Genomic DNA, 15,407 nt, shown 5'->3' on the forward strand with positions numbered 1-15,407 from the left:
AGTCTCCAGTCTGGATTGAGGATCAGAACGCCGGGATCACGGCACCCTTGTACTTTTGCGCGATGAACGCCTTCACATCGTCGCTGCGCAGCGCCGCGATCAGCTTCACCACCCGCGGGTCGCGCGCCGCGGGGGCCAGCCCGACCAGATAATTGACGTACGGACTGTCCTTGCCCTCGATCGTCAACGCGTCACGCGTTGGGTCGAGCTTGGCGTCCAGCGCGTAGTTGGTGTTGATCAGCCCCATGTCGACCTGATCCAGCACGCGCGGCAGGGTCGCCGCCTCCAGCTCGCGGAACACCAGCCCGCGCGGGTTGTCGACGATATCGCCGACCGTCGCCAGCGGATCGGCCGGGTTCTTTAACCGGATCAGCCCCGCCTTGGCCAGCAGCGTCAGCGCCCGGCCGGTTGTGCTGCTGTCGTTCGGGATCGCCACCACCGCGCCCTTCGGCAGCGCGGCCAGCGTCTTCCACTTGCGCGAATACGCCCCCAGCGGCTCGACATGAATCCCCGCCAGCGTCAGCAGCTTGGTGCCCCGCGCCGCGTTGAACCCGTCGAGATAAGGCTTGGTCTGGAAATAATTCACCAGGATCCGCCCTTCGGCGACCTGCACGTTCGGCTGGACATAATCGTTGAACGTCCGCACCTCCAGCGTCACGCCCTCCTTCGCCAACGCCGGCTTCACATGCTCCAGGATCTCGGCATGCGGCACCGCCGTCGCCGCCACGGTCAACACGTTCGGATCGGCCGCAGCCCCGCCACCCCCGCCGCATGCGGTGAGCGAAAGGGCGGCGAGGCCCGCCAGCAAGGTCCGTCTCAGCATCATCTACTCCAAACCCACCCAAACCCGAACGAACCCAAACCCCAAGACCCGTTTGGTTCGAGCCTGTCGAGAACCGGCCTCACACCCCACCGCCGTTCAGTTCGAGCCTGTCGAGAACCCTGCGCTGAGTTCTCGACAAGCTCGAACCAAACGGGTGGGATAGTAACCTAGCCCCGCACCAGCCGCCGCACCAGCCGGTCGCCCAGCATCTGGATCCCCTGCACCAGCAGCAGCAACAGCGCCACCGTCACCACCATCACGTCGGTCTGGAACCGCTGATACCCGAACCGGATCGCGAGGTCGCCGAGGCCACCCGCCCCCACCACGCCCGCCATCGCGGTGAACGACACCAGCGCCACCGCGGTCACCGTCGCCGCCGCCACGATCCCCGGCATCGCCTCGGGCAGCAGCGCGCGCCACACCAGGTCGCGCGTCGTGGCGCCCATCGCCTGCACCGCCTCCACCGTGTTGCGGTCGACCCCACGCAGCGCGGTCTCGACCAGCCGCGCGAAGAACGGCGCCGCCCCCACCACCAGCGGCGGGATCGCGCCCGCCACCCCCAGCGATGTGCCGACCAGCAGCACCGTCGCCGGGATCATCACGATCAGCAGGATGATGAACGGCACCGACCGCAGCAGATTGACCGCCAGCGCCAGCGCGCCATTGCCCAGCCGGTTCGCCCACACCTGCCCCGGCGACGTCAGGAACAGCGCGATCCCCAACGGCAACCCGAACAGGATCGTCAACACCAGCGACCCGCCAAGCATCGCCAGCGTATCGAGGCACGCCTGCGCGATGTCCGCCCACACGATATCCGCAAACCAGCCGCTCATGCGCTGACCCGCCCGTACCGGCCGAGCGCCGCGATCGCCGCATCGGTGTCGCCACCCGACAGGCCCAGCGTCAGTTGCCCGTAACGCTCGTCGCGCAACCGCCCGATCCGCCCGTCCAGAATGGCGAAGTCCGCCCCCGTCTCCCGCGCCACCATCGTCAGCACTGGCTGCCCGATCGTGTCGCCATGACAGGTCCAGCGCACGACCCGCCCGGCAAACTCGGCAAAGTCCGCCGTAACCTGCTCGCCAGCCTCGGCCAGCAAAGCGCGCGTCTCCGCCGCCTGCGGGTCGAGGAAGATATCGGCCACAGCACCCTGTTCCACCACGCGTCCGGCATGCAGCACTGCGACCCGGTCGCAAACCTGCCGCACCACGTCCATCTCATGCGTGATCAGCACGATCGTCAGCCCCAGGTCGCGGTTCAGGTCGGCGATCAGCGCCAGCACGTCGCGCGTCGTCTCGGGGTCGAGCGCACTCGTCGCCTCGTCGCACAGCAATATGTCCGGCCCGGTCGCCAGCGCGCGCGCGATCCCCACGCGCTGCTTCTGCCCACCCGACAGCTGCGCTGGATATTTCGCGCCATGATCGCTCAAGCCGACCCGCGCCAGCAACTCCGCCACCCGCGCGGCCCGGTCACCCGCGCCCATACCCGCCACTTTTAACGGAAACGCGACATTGTCCGCCACCGTCCGCGACCCGAGCAGCCCGAACTGCTGGAAGATCATCCCCACCCGCCGGCGCAACGTGCGTAACGCGGCATCGTCCAGCGTCGCGACGTCGGCGCCGTCGACCAGCACCTGCCCGGCGGAGGGCCGCTCCAGCCCGTTCAGCATCCGGATCAGCGTCGACTTGCCCGCACCCGACCGGCCGATGATGCCGAACACCTCGCCCCGCGCCACGTCCAGCGCGACATCGTCCAGCGCCACCGCGCCGCCCGCGAACCGCTTCGTCACACCGTCGAGACGGATCATCCCTGGATCACCTGCGCCGCGAACCGCTCCATCTCCTCGGCCTGCGGGCTCATCTGGAGCAACAGCAGGTCGAGCCCCACGCCTTCATAATCCGCGATCCGCTGCTTCAGCTGTTCCGGCGTCCCGACCAGGTTCGGCCGCAGCCCGCGGTTCGACACCGCATATTCGCGCAGCTTCAACTCGCGTTCCAGCTGCGTCCCCGACAGCCACTGGTCGAAATTATCGTACCCGGCGGGCAGGTCGCGCACCGTCGTGATCCGGTCCAGCTCGCGCTGCGCTTCCGCCTCGCTGTCGCGCACGATGGCATAGGCCGCCATCCCGAACGTCATGGGCCGCCCGTTCGCGCGCCGCTTCATGTCGACGATCTTGGGCGCCACCGCGTCCACCGGATCGCCGTGCATCACATAGGCGCTACACTGCCCGGCGATCATCGCCTTGGCCGCATCGCTCTCGCCGCCGGCATACAGCGTCGGCATCTTCGCGGGCTTCGGAGAACAGATCGCCTGGTCGGTCGTATAGAAACGCCCGGAAAAACTGAACCGCTCCTCGGTCCACAACCCCTTCACCACGTCCAGCCATTCCGACGTGCGCGCATAGCGGTCGTCATGCGCGTCGAACTGCAGGCCATATTGCTTGGCCTCGTCCGCCCACCAGGACGACACGACGTTCAGGGACAACCGCCCGCCCGAAATCCGGTCGACATTGGCCGCCGCCTTGGCGAACAGAGCCGGCTGGTGGAAATTCGGCCGCACCGCGACCATGATCTCCTGGGTCTTGGTCACCGCCGCGATCGCCGCCGCGGTCGACCATGCATCCAGCGCCGGCTGGTCCACGCCCTTAATATCGTTCAGGTTCAGCTCGGCGATTAGCGTCAGGTCGTACCCGATTTGCTCGGCCCGCACCGCCAGGTCGCGCGCATAGTCCCAGCTCGCCGGCCGCTCGTCGTCGACATTGCGCAGCCAGCCGCCGAACACCGGCATCCAATACCCGTATCTCACGCCCCAAATCCTTCAGCCTGCGCCTCCACGATGCGGTCCGCCAGCCAGTCGATCAGCCGGTCGTGCGGATCGAACCCGATCACCGCCACCGGATCCGCCACGAAATTGGACAGCGCGTTGACGTCGTAAAACCGTGGCGTCCCGTCGCGGTCGTCGATCATCACCTCGACCCCACCGACATCCATCCCCGCCGCCGCCGCGATCCGCTCCGCCGCCGCGATCAGTTCGGGCGCGGGATGCGCCTGCACCACCGACACCGCCGCCTTGCCCGGCGCGGTCAGGCAGACGTCAGCCGGGCACAGGTCGAACCCGCCGCCGCCATCCACGTCGATCGCATAGAGATATTTGCCGCCCAGCGTCTCGATCCGCGTGATCGCGCCGCCCCGCACGGGCACATATTCCTGCACCATCAGCACGCGGTCGATGCTGTTCGGCGCGGTCCCGTCCGCCACCGCGGCGGCAAGCTCGTCCGCGCTGTCGTACCGCACGATCCCCGCGCCCGACCCGCCGATATTGGCCTTCACCACCACCGGAAAGCGCAGCATCGCCGCCGCCGCGACCAGATCGGCCGCGCGGTGCACCACCCGCGTCGCCGGAATGGCGAGGCCGAGCCTCGCGATCAGCGCCAGCTGCCGCGCCTTGTTCGCATCGATGGCCAACACGTCCGCACCGTTCACCACCCGCGCACCGGCCGCGCGCCACTGCGCCATCAGCGCCTGCGCAAAGAAGATCGGATGCTCCGGCGCGCGCAGGAAGCTCGACATCGCGATCCGGTTGAATACCACCGGCGCGGGCGGCCGCATATCGGCCGGATCGAACACCAGCCCATCGGCATGCACCGCGTCGAACGAAATGCCACGCGCCTCCAGCCCCGCGAACAGCGGCAGGAACCAGGCGGGATGTTCATAAACGATGGTAATATCAGGCATCACGCCGCTGTAGCCGCCGCCCGTCCGCGCGGCAAAGCCAGTCTCGCTTGACCGCCGCGAACCGCCGGTTTGCGCGTCCGGGCTCATTCCGTCCCCGGCAGGCACTGCGTCTTGTCCGCACGCGGTACCTGCCGGCAGTTCCAGTGGCTCCGCCCCGCCGGCTCCCCCGGCCGGCGGTGGAACAGGAACGTCGCGGTGCGCAGCGCGGACAGCTTGAACGGCACCGAATCCGCCACACGGTCCGGGTCCAGCCAGCCGCCCACCGTACACGCCGGCAGGTCGCGACACACCGCCTGCGCCACCGCGGGATATCCGTCGGCGGGTGCACCGGGCGAAAGCTCCAGCGCATAATCCGTGCCGCCCGGCGTCCCGAGGCGCAGCACATGCCCCTTCAACGCCGCCGTCGGCACGCCCGGCAACGTCACCGTCGGGCGCTTCTCGAGATACACCGTCTCGTCCGACGGCATCGCCGGCACGCCGAACGTGGTCAGTCCTTCGGTCATCGTCGGCAGCACCGGCACGCCCGCCGCGGTCGCCAGTGCGGCTGCACCCGGCACACGCGGATCGACCGCCTCGCCCCCGGCATAGCGCCCGTGGAACGCACCCGGCGTCCCCCAATAGCCGCGCCAGCGGAAGAACAGATGCGTCTTCACGCGCGACAGCTTGTCCAGCGTCACGCTCCAGTACGGCACGACCCAGTCGGTGTGATAATGGGTCGCATAGCCCACGGACTTGTCGACATCCCCGGCCAGTGCCTTGGCCGCCACGTCCTCGGCGCGCTTCCACGCCACGTCGGACGGCCGCCGCGCCGCCATCGAACCGTCGCAGGTGAAGCTGAACTGGCACCCCGTGTGCCGCTCGCTGCCCTGGAACACCACGCCGCACACCGTCTTGGGATAGGCCGGGTGGAGCACGCGATTCAGCACCACCTGCGCCACCGATCGCTGCCCCACCGGATCGTCGCCCGCCTCGTAATAGACCGCGGTCGCCAGGCACGCGGTGGCCGCGATCCGGTCCACCGGGCTGCCCGCGAACTTGAACGGCGGCGCGGGTCGCACCGGGCCGGGCACGAACGGCACCATCGAGTTGATCAGCCGCGCGCGGTCGGGAGTCAGCTGGATCAGCTCCAGCGGCTCGACCGCCGGCTTCGGAATCGGCGGCACCACCACCGCCGCACGCCCGTCGCCCGCCCGCAGACCCGCCTGCCCGCCCGCTGCGCGCGACGCCGCACGCGGCCCCGGCCCGCCGGTGCCCACCCCGATCCCCATCAGGATCGCCAGCGCCAGCAGCGCAACCACGCAGCCTGCAAAGATCGCACGGCGGCGCTGCTCGTCGGTCAGGTGAATTTTCGGCAGGGTCTTCGGCAGTGGCACGCTTGGTCGTTTCCTCATCAGTCGCGGCGGCAACGTCCCGCCGCCCGGTTCGTGCCGTCGCCGTCACGCGACGGAACGGCAGCCGTCGCGAAACGCTCTCCGCTCATGGCGATCTTCTTCACCGCCGATACCCATTTCGGCGACCACCGCACGCTCAATATCCACCGCCGCCCGTTTCCGGGCGTGGCGGACATGGATGCCGCGCTGATCGCCGCCTGGAACGCCGCGGTCGGCCCGGACGACGAGGTCTGGCACCTCGGCGACGTCGCGCGCCGGCTCTCGGACGTCGCCCCACTCCTCGCTCAGCTCAACGGCCGCAAGCACCTGCTCCGCGGCAACAACGACGCCCCGGCCATCGCCGACCTCGCGGGCTGGGAGTCCGCCCGCGACTACATCGAACTCGACATCGACGGCACCGCGATCGTCGCCTGCCACTACCCGTTCCGCAGCTGGAACGGCCAACACCGCGGCACGCTCAACCTCCACGGCCACAGCCACGGCAAACTCAAACCCTTGCCCCGCCAATATGACGTCGGCGTCGACGCGCAGGGGTTCCGCCCGGTGACACTGGCGGAGCTCCGCGCGAACCGCCCCTCACGCCCCACCCGTACCCCCGCGGACGCGGGGGTCTAGCTCGAACCCTAAAACGACAGCAAAAACGAAGAAGCTGGATCCCCGCCTCCGCGGGGATACGACCCAGGGCCGCTTGGTGACCGATCCTGTTCCCCGGCGAAGGCCGGGGCCTAGGTGAAACGCTGCCGTCTAGCCCCCGGCTTCCGCCGGGGAACTACAACGCTACCCTAACACCTCCGCCAACCGCCGCCCCGAAACCCAGGCGCTCTCAACCCGAGGCCCGCTCAACCAATCCCCACACACCCCGATCCCGGTCGCGCGGTCCCACAACGCCTCGCACCCCACGGCCCCCGACCGCGCAAACCGCCAGCGATGCGCGGTTGCCACCACCGGCGCCGGCAACGCCACCCCCGCCACCTCGCCAAGCGCCGCCAGCACGGCCGCCTGCACTTCCCCCGCCTCATCCTCCAAATGTACCGCCGACCAGTCCGCCGTCGCATGCACCGTCCAGGCCTCGACCTCACCCCGCCCCGGCTTCGACGCACCCCGCGCGGCAAAGTCGATGATCCCCGCCCGCCGCACCGGCGCATCGCCGATCGGCAGCACCGCATCAAATACCGCCAGCACCGTCCAGCACGGCAGCGACGGCGTCGCCCGCGCCTGCGCCGCAAAGGCCGGCACCCACGGCTCGACCAGCGCCGGAACCTGCTCCGCCGGCACCGCGATCACGACAGCCTCGAACCCGCCATGCACCGCATCGCCCGCCTGCAGGTCCCAGCCATCCACGCGCCACGCGATCGCATCGATCCGCGTGCCCCAGCGCACGTCGCCCGCATCCGCCATCGCGCGCAGCGGCGCGTTCATCGCCGGCGTACCGACCCACGCATCGTCCCCCATCGCGGGCCAGCGCGCTACGACGCCGGTCGCCTCCCAATGCGCCACCCGCGCCGCGAAATCCGGATCGCGCAACGTGAAATATTGCGCGCCCATGTCGCACGTCACCTGGCCCAGCGGCGTGTCCAGTCGCCGCGTCGCCATCCGCCCGCCCGGCCCGCGCCCCTTGTCGAACAGCGTCACCTGGTGCCCGCCCGCCACCAGCCGCTCCGCACAGGACAGCCCCGCCATCCCGGCCCCGATGATCGCCACCCGCATGCTCATGCCCTCTCACGCCCAGGGTCGCGCCCGGGCTTTTCCTGCTGTCCCCGCTGGCATAGCGGCGCCCGCGCGCCATATGAAGGGCATGACGACACTGACGGTCTGGTTCGATGGCGGTTGCCCGCTCTGTCTGCGCGAAATCGCGCTGATGCGCCGGCTGGACCGCGCCCGCGCGATCCATTTCGTCGACGCGACGTCGGATGACACGTCCTGCCCCATCGATCGCGGCGCCTTGCTCGCGCGCTTCCACGCGCGGGAAGACGGCGTCCTGCTGTCCGGTGCCGCCGCCTTCGCCGCGATGTGGCGCGCCATCCCGCTGCTCCGCCCGCTCGGTCTGGCCGCACGCAACCCGCGCGTCCTGGCGCTGCTCGAACGCGGCTACATCCGCTTCCTGCGCGTTCGGCCGAAGTTACAGGCGCTCGCCCGCCGTCGCGGCTGACCCTCCCCCCACATCATGATCGGAACACCCCCATGACCGCAGCAGAAACCCCCGTCTGGTTCATTTCCGGCTGTTCCACCGGGTTCGGCCGCGCGCTGGCGGAGGCCGTGCTGGCCAAGGGCTGGCGCGTCGTCGCCACTGCGCGCGATGCGGACCGCGTCGCCGACATCGTCGCGATCGATCCGAACCGCGCGCTCGGCCTGTCGCTCGACGTCACGATCGGCAACGAAGTTACCGCCGCCGTCGCCGCTGCGGAGGATCGCTTCGGCCGCATCGACGTGCTCGTGAATAACGCCGGCTACGGCTACCAGGCCGCGATCGAGGAGGGCGACGACGTCGAGATCCGCGCGCAGTTCGACGCCAACGTCTTCGGCCTGTTCGCACTCACCCGCGCCGTCCTGCCCGGCATGCGCATCCGCCACGCCGGCCACATCATCAACATCACGTCGGTCGCCGGCATGGTCGGCTTCCCGGGCTCGGGCTACTACGCCGCCTCCAAGCACGCGGTCGAAGGCTTCTCGGACGCGCTGCGGACCGAGGTCGCGCCGCTCGGCATCGCCGTCACCTGCGTCGAACCCGGCCCGTTCCGCACCGACTGGGCCGGCCGCTCGCTGAAGCAGACGCCCAACGTCATCGTCGACTATGCCGAAACCGCCGGCGCACGCATGACGAACACCGCGGGCATCAGCGGCACGCAGGCCGGCGACCCGGTCCGCGCCGCCGACGCGATGATCGCGCTGACCGAACAGGCGGACGCCCCCCGCCACCTCGTGCTCGGCAAATGGGGCTATGACGCGGTCGTGAAGGCTCTGCATGAGCGCCTCGCGGAGATCGAGGCCGCCCGCGACACCGCGCTCGCCGCCGACTTCCCGGAGGCGTGACCGGCCCACCCGCTGCCCTCACCGGCCGCGGGCGTTATCGTTGGACAGTGACGGGTCTTTGTAGTTCCTTGGGCGCTTGCCCTGACCGGACCGCGAGGACCCGCCCCACATGCGCTTCAAATCGTTCGACCTCGTCGCCGCCGCCCTGCTGCTCGGCACCGCACTCGCCCCCGCCGCCGCTGCGCAGATCGAGTCGAAGGTTGCTACGGTCGCGGCGATCCCGCCCGGCGGCGATGTGCCCAAGACGTTCGTGCCGGTCCGCACCGGCTACGATTATGTGAAGCGCACCGTCATGATCCCGATGCGCGACGGGGTGAAGCTGCACACCGTCATCCTCGTCCCCAACGCGGTCAAGCGCGGCCCGATCATGCTCGATCGCACGCCTTATGATGCGGACCGGATGCTCGCCCGTGGCGGCGGTGGTCCGCTGATCGAACAGAATCTGTCGCCCGCCTATGCCGAACTGGCGCGCGCCGGCTACATCATCGTCGGGCAGGACGTCCGCGGCAAGGACGGGTCGGGCGGCGACTATGTCATGAACCGCCCGTTGCGGGGTCCGCTCAACCCGACCAAGGTCGATCACGCGACCGACGCCTACGACACGATCGACTGGCTGGTGAAGCACGTCCCCGAATCGAACGGCCGGGTCGGCACGATCGGCACCAGCTATGACGGCTTCACCGCGCTGATGAGCCTCATCAACCCGCACCCGGCATTGAAGGCGTCCGTCCCGATCAACCCGATGGTCGATGTGTGGAAGGGCGACGACTGGTTCCACAACGGCGCCTTCCGCCAGGAAATGATGAGCTACGTCTACAAGCAGACCGCGACCAAGGGGTCCGACCTCGAATGGTACAGCACGCGCTACGACGATTATGACACGTTCATGGCCTACGGCTCGCCCGCCGCCTACGGCCGCGCGATGAAGATGGAGCAGCTTCCCTTCTGGAACCGCATCCTCCAGCATCCGGCCTATGACGCCTTCTGGCAGGAACAGGCGGTCGACAAGCTGCTCGCCAAGGCACCGCTCACCGTCCCCACGCTGTTCGTCGACAGCCTGTGGGATCAGGAGGATATCTACGGCGCGCCCGCCGCTTTTGCCGCGACGAAGGCACGGTCAAACGGCAACGCCCACCTCGTGCTCGGGCCGTGGCACCACGGTCAGGGCAATGGCGACGCCACGCGGCTCGGCGCGATCGAATTCGGGTCGGACACCGGCAAGGCGTTCCGCCGCGACGTGATGATCCCGTTCCTCGACAGCAAGCTGAAGGAAGGCGCGCCCGCCGCCGACATCGCGCCCGTCACCGCGTACGAGACCGGCACCAACCGCTGGACCCGCCACGCAGACTGGCCGCTCGCCTGCACCACCGGCTGCGCCACCGGCATGACGCCGATGTATCTGACCGCGAACAGCGGCCTGACGCTCGGCACCGCGCCCGCCGCGACCGCCGCGGCCTACGACGAATATATCTCCGACCCGGCCAAGCCGGTCACCTATCGTCAGCGCCCGAACATCTCGCCCTGGGCGACGGGCTCCACCTGGCGGCAATGGCTGGTCGACGATCAGCGGTTCGCCGCCGGCCGGTCGGACGTGCTGACCTACTCCACCCCCGTCCTGACCGCGCCGGTGAAGATCGCAGGCCAGGCGATCGCCCACCTGTTCGCCTCGACCAGCGGCACCGACAGCGACTGGGTGGTGAAGCTGATCGACGTCTACCCCGATCTCGTCCCCGACAAGCCGGAGATGGGCGGCTACCAGCTCGCCGTCGCAATGGACGTCCTGCGCGCCCGCTACCGCGACGACCCGTCGAAGGCGACGCCCGTCCCGGCGGGCCAGGTCGTGCCCTACGCCATCACGCTGCCCGACGCGGACCACGTCTTCCTGCCCGGCCACCGCATCATGGTGCAGGTCCAGTCCAGCTGGTTCCCGCTCTACGACCGCAACCCGCAGACCTTCGTCCCCAACATCCTGGACGCCAAGCCCGCCGACTATGTGAAGGCCACGCAACGCGTCTACCACGCGCCCTCGCAGGCCAGCTACATCGCGCTTCCCGTGGTTAAGTAACGCCTCCCACCCCGTCCATCCCGAGCGAAGTCGAGGGACCCTTCGAGCGCAGCCGAGAAGCCGACAGGCCCTCCAAGCTACGCTCGAAGGCCAGCGGAAACCCCGCAAACATCACACCCCACCCCGTTCCGTTCGAGCCTGTCGAGAACTCCGCGCAACGCTCCGAACACCCTCACCCCACAGGCGGGCAGAACGCGGCAGACAGCAAGGCATGGGACAACCCCTTCCCCTGCCAGATCTCCCCAAAATCGACGCTGTCGTCATTCGTAAAGACCGCAACCGACCGCCCCAGCGCCGGCGCAATGACGTTACGCACCTGCGTCCCCGCCACATCCCCGCGCCGCTCGATCAACGTCACCGGCCCCGCACAACCGGCCAGCGGCGCCCGAAACGACCACACCCCCAGCGCCTGGTATCCCAGCTTCGGATCACCCCGCCACAACACCGCCCGGCTTTCCGCCGACAGCAAAGTCCCCGCAATCAGCGCCCGATCGAACGCCGCCAGATCCCGCGCGGACCCGGTCAGCCCCCCGGCGGCGCCATAGGTAGCCACATTGATCGCCGGATAGCGCTTGCCCCCCGCCGTGTACCCGATCGCCGCCGCCCCACCCCAAGGCACGCGATCACCCGCCATCCGCAACGTCCGCAACCCGAGCGGCCGCGCGATCCGCTCCGCCACCAGCGCCGCGAACGATTTCCCGCTCACCCGCTCCAGGATCGCCGCCAGAACCAGATAATCGCAATTATTGTATGAAAACCCGGCCCCCGCGGGCTTCCCGCTGCCCGCGCAAATTCCATAAGCCCGCCCCCGGTCCCCGATCCGCGCACCGGTTTCCAGATAGAATGCCGGCACCTCGTCCGCATTCGGTGGCGTCTCGTTCGGGTTCGGCAGACCCGACTGGTGCTGCAACAGCTGCCGCACCGTGATCCGGTCCCCCGCCGCCCCCGGCCAGTCGGGTAGATAGCGCCGGATCGTCCCGTCCAGCGCCAGCGTCCCGGCCTCGACCTGCTGCATCACCAGCACGGCCACCACCTGCTTGGTCACCGACGCCCAGAGCCAGCGGTCGCCCACCCGGTGCGCCCGGCCGCGTTCCCGGTCGGCCGCACCGCGCACCCGATCGAGGATCGGCCCGTCGCGGTCGGCCAGCACGATCTCCCCGGCCAAGCCCGCGCTCGCCGCCACCGCCATGACTCGGTTCATTGCCACCTGCCGATCCGGCACCCGGGCGGGACTGGCGACCGGTTCAGCCGCCAGTGCTCCGCTCGCGCAGCAGGCCGCCGCGACCGCCCACCGCATCCCGCCACCCTGGTTCACGGCACGCCCCCAAAGCCGATCGATCGTCACCGCGTTGGTGCCCCATCCACCGATCGCCCGCCATTGGCAAAACGTCCCAGGCCCGCGCGTCGACCGGGGCTACGCCGGCCGCACCGGCCCGTTCAGCGCGTTGATCGCGTCCAGCACCTGCGTCTCGATCGCCTCACGCTTCAGCCCCGGCACGATCGGCGGCCCGAACCGGAACGTCACCGTGCCAGAATGCTTCACGAACCCCTTGGGATAAACCCGCCCGCTGTCCAAGGCCACCGGCACGACCGGCAACCCGAGCGTGCGGTACAATCCCGCGAACCCCGGCCGCAGCGGCGCGCGCGTGCCCGGTGCCGTCCGCGTTCCTTCCGGGAAGATCACGATCGACCGACCCGCCGCCACCGCCGCCTTGGCCGCGCGCATCATGATGCGCAGCGCGGTCGCCGAGCCTTCGCGGTCGACCGGGATCACCCCGTGTGCCCGCGCCGCGCGGCCCCAGCCGAAGATTTCGGTCAGCTCCTGCTTCACCACCACCGCCGGGTCGGGCAGGAGGATGATCAGCTCCAGCGTCTCGAACATCGACTCGTGCTTGGCCGCCACCAGCGCGGGCTCCTGCGGGATCACCCCCTCCACGCGGATCCGGATGCCGAGCAGCCACCGCGCGCACCAGCGGTGCCAATAGGCCCAGCCGAGACTGACCTTCAGCACCGGCGCAGTCCCCAGCGGCGCCACGATCAGCGCAAGCGTCACCGCCCCGACGGACCCCGGATAGAAGAACAGCGCGAACAGGATCGATCGGATCAGGGCCATGGGTCGAAAGTCTCTCTCAAATCAAACCAGGTTCGTTCCCCGGCGCAGGCCGGGGCCTAGGTGAAACGCCGCCACCCAAGGCCCCGGCCTGCGCCGGGGAACAGGCGCATCAATACCCGAACGGCGCCGCCACGCGCCGCAGCAGATACTTCGTATATTCGGTCATCAGCACCACGAAACTCGGCTCGCTCCGCACTCCGTCCGGCACCACCGCAACCCCGTCACCCAGCACGCGCCGCAGCTCGAACCGCGCGCGCGCCATGTGCCAGTCGGTCGTCACCAGCCGCACCGACTTGTACCGGTTCCGCGCCACCCAGGCCGCGGTCTCGTCCGCATTGCTGCGCGTATCGACCGATTCGTCGCCCAGGTCGATGCAGCACGCGATCAGCCGGCGCGGCACGCCATATTCCGCCACCAGATCGCGCGGCCGCACGCGCCGGTCGACGCCCGAAATCAGCATCCGCCGCGCCTGCTTGGCCTCCATCAACGCGACCCCACGCTGGATCCGCCCCGGCCCGCCGGTCACCACCACGATCCCGTCGGTGCGCAGGTCCGGCCCCGGCCCGGGCAACGCGACCGTGAACCACACGAACCCCAGCGCCCACACCACCAGCACCAGCGATCCCAGCCGGACGATCACAGCAGCCGCCCCAGCGCGCGCACCACCGTCCAGCGCGCCGTTGCCGCCGCCAGCAACGTCGTCGCCAGCGGCAACGCGACCAGCACGCCCCCGCTCCAGAACGGCAGCGACACCGACCCGACCAGTTCGGACCCCAGCCCCGCCAGCTGCCGCCCGAGCAGCGCCAGCACTGCCACGCCCGCCCCCAGCCCGATCAGCCCGGCGAACAGCGCGTCGAGCGCGATCCGCCGCTGGAACAGCCGCGCGACCTGAATATCGGTCGCGCCCAGCAGGTGCAGCACATCGATCGTCCCGCGATGCGTATCGAGCGCCGACGCCGCGGCCAGCACCACCACGAACCCGGTCGCCCCCACCATCAGCAGCACGATCGCCAGCGCCAGCCAGCGCAACGTGCCGATCAGGCGCGACACCGGGGCCAGCGCCGCACGGTGGTCATCGATCCCCGCATCGGGTGCGACCGTCCGCAACCCCGCCGCCAGCGCCGGCACCGCATCCGCCCGCGCCAGCCCGACGTCGATCAGTACCGGCAGCGGCAGGTCGTCCGTCCCCTGCGCGCCCAGCCAGGGCTCCAGCAGCGTCGCCATTTCGGCCGCACCCACCCGGTCGGCGCTCGTCACCGCGGGGTCGCGGCGCAGCACCTCCAGCGTCGCCGCCGCCTGCCGTTCGCGCGCCGCCGCATCGGCCTGCACGATTTGCACGGTCGCGCGGTTGGCCAGGTCGCCGCCGATCTCGCGCGCCGCCTGGCTCAGCGCCAGCCCGCCCGCCGCGGCCAGCGTCGTCAGGAACAGCATGATCGCCAGCACCCACGGCATCGGCCCGGACAGCCGCCCCTCGCGCAGCAACCGCCGGTCGGCCGCGCGCACGGAGGGGAACAGCGCGAGCAGCCGCTTCATGCGCCGGTCCGCGGCGGATAACGCAGCGCGCCGGTCGGATCGGACAGCCGCCCCGCCTCCAGCCGCAACGTCTGCGCATTCGACACGCGCGACAGCAGATGGATGTCGTGCGTCGCGACGACGATCGTCGTGCCCAGCCGGTTGAGCGCATCGAACAGATGGAGCAGCCGCCCGGCCATCTCCGGATCGACGTTCCCGGTCGGCTCGTCCGCGACCAGAATCTCCGGCCGCCCGATCACCGCACGCGCGATCGCCACGCGCTGCTGCTCCCCGCCCGACAATGTCGCGGGCAGCGCATCCGATCGCGACGCCAGCCCGACCCAAGCCAGCATCTCGCGCACCGGCGCATCCAGGTCGCGTTCCTCGACCCCCGCCACGCGCAGCGGGAGTGCGACATTGTCGTACACCGACAGATACGGGATCAGCCGGAAATCCTGGAAAACCACGCCGATCCGCCGGCGAAACCCGGGCAACCGTTCGCGCGGCACCGTGACGACATCCTCGTCGAACAGCTGGATCACGCCGCGCGTCGGCCGTTGTGCCAGATAGAGGAGCCGCAGCAGCGACGTCTTGCCCGCGCCGGACGCGCCGGTCAGGAAATAGAAGGCCCCCGGCGCAAGCGCGAAGTTCAGGTCGGACAGCGTCTCGCCATCCGATCCTCCATCCGAGCCGTAGCGCAGGCCGACATTCTCGAACCGGACGATGCTGCCCATGGCCCTCC

Annotated in this window: 16 protein-coding genes; 4 read left to right on the forward strand and 12 right to left on the reverse strand. The window is 69.8% G+C overall.

The features are described 5' to 3' along the window. Positions 1–22: 22 nt before the first annotated feature. From IEX50_RS09295 to IEX50_RS09320, 6 genes are all read right to left on the reverse strand, one after another. The gene (locus IEX50_RS09295) at positions 23–823 is read right to left on the reverse strand and encodes a MetQ/NlpA family ABC transporter substrate-binding protein (protein ID WP_157176745.1); all 801 of its coding nucleotides are present in this window, start codon (positions 821–823) and stop codon (positions 23–25) included. A 167-nt stretch (positions 824–990) separates the two neighbouring features. Next, the gene (locus IEX50_RS09300) at positions 991–1,656 is read right to left on the reverse strand and encodes a methionine ABC transporter permease (RefSeq protein ID WP_157176744.1); all 666 of its coding nucleotides are present in this window, start codon (positions 1,654–1,656) and stop codon (positions 991–993) included. Then, positions 1,653–2,627: a methionine ABC transporter ATP-binding protein gene (locus IEX50_RS09305; protein WP_157176743.1), complete on the reverse strand. Its 975-nt coding sequence runs from the start codon at positions 2,625–2,627 to the stop codon at positions 1,653–1,655. The genes IEX50_RS09300 and IEX50_RS09305 overlap by 4 nt, the downstream gene beginning before the upstream one ends. Further along, positions 2,624–3,625, reverse strand: coding sequence for an LLM class flavin-dependent oxidoreductase (locus IEX50_RS09310; protein WP_157176742.1), 1,002 nt, complete (start codon positions 3,623–3,625; stop codon positions 2,624–2,626). The genes IEX50_RS09305 and IEX50_RS09310 overlap by 4 nt, the downstream gene beginning before the upstream one ends. Next, on the reverse strand, positions 3,622–4,554 hold the full coding sequence (locus tag IEX50_RS09315; RefSeq protein ID WP_157176854.1) for an ATP-grasp domain-containing protein: 933 nt from the start codon (positions 4,552–4,554) through the stop codon (positions 3,622–3,624). Before IEX50_RS09315 ends, IEX50_RS09310 begins: the two co-directional genes overlap by 4 nt. 83 nt (positions 4,555–4,637) lie before the next feature. Beyond that, positions 4,638–5,927, reverse strand: a complete 1,290-nt coding sequence (locus tag IEX50_RS09320) for a cell wall hydrolase (protein ID WP_229673851.1) — start codon at positions 5,925–5,927, stop codon at positions 4,638–4,640. A gap of 105 nt (positions 5,928–6,032) precedes the next feature. On the opposite strand from IEX50_RS09320, the gene IEX50_RS09325 reads away from it, so the two are divergent. Beyond that, complete coding sequence (locus IEX50_RS09325) at positions 6,033–6,560, forward strand: metallophosphoesterase (protein WP_157176741.1); 528 nt, start codon at positions 6,033–6,035, stop codon at positions 6,558–6,560. A gap of 162 nt (positions 6,561–6,722) precedes the next feature. Here IEX50_RS09325 and IEX50_RS09330 read toward each other — a convergent pair whose 3' ends face one another. Further along, a complete protein-coding gene (locus IEX50_RS09330) occupies positions 6,723–7,658 on the reverse strand; it encodes an NAD(P)/FAD-dependent oxidoreductase (RefSeq protein WP_308419290.1) in 936 nt (311 codons plus the stop codon). An 82-nt stretch (positions 7,659–7,740) separates the two neighbouring features. On the opposite strand from IEX50_RS09330, the gene IEX50_RS09335 reads away from it, so the two are divergent. The 3 genes from IEX50_RS09335 to IEX50_RS09345 all read left to right on the forward strand — a co-directional run bounded on the left by IEX50_RS09335 (position 7,741) and on the right by IEX50_RS09345 (position 11,040). After that, positions 7,741–8,094 (forward strand): thiol-disulfide oxidoreductase DCC family protein, encoded by a 354-nt coding sequence (locus tag IEX50_RS09335; RefSeq protein ID WP_198350659.1) that lies wholly within the window; start codon positions 7,741–7,743, stop codon positions 8,092–8,094. A 32-nt stretch (positions 8,095–8,126) separates the two neighbouring features. Continuing rightward, positions 8,127–8,975, forward strand: a complete 849-nt coding sequence (locus IEX50_RS09340; RefSeq protein ID WP_157176739.1) for an oxidoreductase — start codon at positions 8,127–8,129, stop codon at positions 8,973–8,975. Between the two features lie 109 nt (positions 8,976–9,084). After that, complete coding sequence (locus IEX50_RS09345) at positions 9,085–11,040, forward strand: CocE/NonD family hydrolase (protein WP_157176738.1); 1,956 nt, start codon at positions 9,085–9,087, stop codon at positions 11,038–11,040. 172 nt (positions 11,041–11,212) lie between these two features. On the opposite strand, the gene IEX50_RS09350 is transcribed toward IEX50_RS09345, so the two are convergent. From IEX50_RS09350 to ftsE, 5 genes are all read right to left on the reverse strand, one after another. Next, positions 11,213–12,385 (reverse strand): serine hydrolase domain-containing protein, encoded by a 1,173-nt coding sequence (locus IEX50_RS09350; protein WP_157176737.1) that lies wholly within the window; start codon positions 12,383–12,385, stop codon positions 11,213–11,215. A gap of 69 nt (positions 12,386–12,454) precedes the next feature. Further along, positions 12,455–13,153: a lysophospholipid acyltransferase family protein gene (locus IEX50_RS09355; protein WP_157176736.1), complete on the reverse strand. Its 699-nt coding sequence runs from the start codon at positions 13,151–13,153 to the stop codon at positions 12,455–12,457. A gap of 109 nt (positions 13,154–13,262) precedes the next feature. Continuing rightward, positions 13,263–13,793 (reverse strand): YdcF family protein, encoded by a 531-nt coding sequence (locus IEX50_RS09360; RefSeq protein ID WP_157176735.1) that lies wholly within the window; start codon positions 13,791–13,793, stop codon positions 13,263–13,265. Then, positions 13,790–14,686 (reverse strand): cell division protein FtsX, encoded by an 897-nt coding sequence (locus IEX50_RS09365; RefSeq protein ID WP_157176734.1) that lies wholly within the window; start codon positions 14,684–14,686, stop codon positions 13,790–13,792. Before IEX50_RS09365 ends, IEX50_RS09360 begins: the two co-directional genes overlap by 4 nt. Next, positions 14,683–15,399, reverse strand: coding sequence for a cell division ATP-binding protein FtsE (gene ftsE, locus IEX50_RS09370; protein ID WP_157176733.1), 717 nt, complete (start codon positions 15,397–15,399; stop codon positions 14,683–14,685). Before ftsE ends, IEX50_RS09365 begins: the two co-directional genes overlap by 4 nt. Positions 15,400–15,407 lie beyond the last annotated feature (8 nt).

Source organism: Sphingomonas prati (assembly GCF_014643515.1).
GTDB classification, from domain to species: Bacteria; Pseudomonadota; Alphaproteobacteria; order Sphingomonadales; family Sphingomonadaceae; genus Sphingomonas_R; species Sphingomonas_R prati.